Origin of the sequence: Duncaniella muris, assembly GCF_003024805.1 — a bacterium.
Classification (GTDB): Bacteria; Bacteroidota; Bacteroidia; order Bacteroidales; family Muribaculaceae; genus Duncaniella; species Duncaniella muris.
Genome location: NZ_PUEC01000074.1, coordinates 1 through 1355, shown reverse-complemented (window position 1 = coordinate 1355; position 1355 = coordinate 1). Strand labels below are relative to the sequence as shown.

General features: G+C 46.5%; 1 protein-coding gene. It reads right to left on the bottom strand.

Annotated features, from left to right (window positions below):
* Positions 1–152: 152 nt before the first annotated feature.
* Positions 153–1130, bottom strand: a complete 978-nt coding sequence (locus tag C5O23_RS14090) for an IS110 family RNA-guided transposase (protein ID WP_107033536.1) — start codon at positions 1128–1130, stop codon at positions 153–155.
* Positions 1131–1355: the final 225 nt, after the last annotated feature.

Here is a 1355-nt window from a genome sequence, read left to right as displayed (position 1 = left end):
AACGAACTATATTAAAAACCAAATAAAATGAGGCAAAAATTACATCCACCTTAGATTATTTGAGAATGGTCTTGCCGCAGTCCGCTCTTGGGGGCGGTTTAGGCCGCCCCCGCCGCTCGGGCATCCCCTCGCCAGAAGGAGAGAGGAATAGTTTAGAGGGCGGAATCAGGTTTCGTAGAGACGAAGCCGTCGATATATGACTTATTGGATGTCACAACAGCAAAAGCCTGTCTAACGAGTTTATTTGCCACAGCAATCATGGCTACTTTGCCTGATTTTCCTTTGCCCCGCAAACGCTGGTAGCATTCCTTGCACGCCTTGTTGTGCTGACTTGCTGACCATGCCGCCACATAAAGCATCGAACGCAGAGTCTCGTCACCGTTACGGTTGATATGTCCACGGATATTGATGCTTGTGCCGGACTGCTCTATCGTGGGGCAGATACCGATAAAGCGGGACAACTGCTTGGCATTTTCAAAGTAGGTAAAGCCTCCGGTAGCTATAATCAGCGCAGTGGCAAGTGTGACTCCGATACCCTTTATAGAGGTAAGGAGTTTAAGCTGCTTGTCAAACACATCGGTTACGACCGTCTCCATTTCCTGCTGCATGTACTTGATCTGCTTTTCAAGGAAGGTTATGGTCTGTTTCAATGAGTTCAGACATTTCTTATCCTTAACCGGCAGAGGCTCAAGTGATGAAAGAAGATTCTTTGTCGCTGTCAGTTGCTTCTGAAGTTGACGCAGGACTGTTTTCTTCTGTTTCAGAAGCATTATCTGTTCGGACGGGAACTTATATGGTTCCGGCTTGAATCTCTCCCCGAAATCGGCAATGAGACAGGCATCTTTGGAGTCTGTTTTGGTAACCGACATCATTACGCGGGAATAGTTTTTTATCTTCTTCGGATTTATGAGGCTTGCCCGTATGCCGGTCTTGTCAAGAAGATAAAGAAGAAGGAAGCAGTAGTTGCCTGTCGCCTCCATCACGCAGTGGTGGATAGCATGGTCAAGCTTCGAGATGAACTTGCGAATGCCTTTCGCGTTGTTTTGGAAGGTCTCGGTACGGTAGCCCTTTCCATGAGGAAAAGCAGCTACAAACGTCGCTTTGCTGATGTCGATGCCTATGTATGTCATGTTATCAAATCTTTTGTCAGGAACTACATCTTTTGCACTCTCGTCGCAAACACGGGGTCAGTCATACCGCCCCAACGAACTATCCAGTCTTTAGATGTAAAAGCATGGGGACTGAACGTTAGTCACGGGTTTTGCCACCCCCTAATCTGCCTTGTTCCATGCTTGTGATGCCTGATATTTGAAGATAAATTTATTCAAAAACATTTAACCGTACAAATGTACGAC

Coding starts and splice junctions, on each gene's coding strand:
- C5O23_RS14090 (WP_107033536.1), bottom strand. CDS start 1,130: ATGACATACATAGGCATCGACATCAGCAAAGCGACGTTTGTAGCTGCT.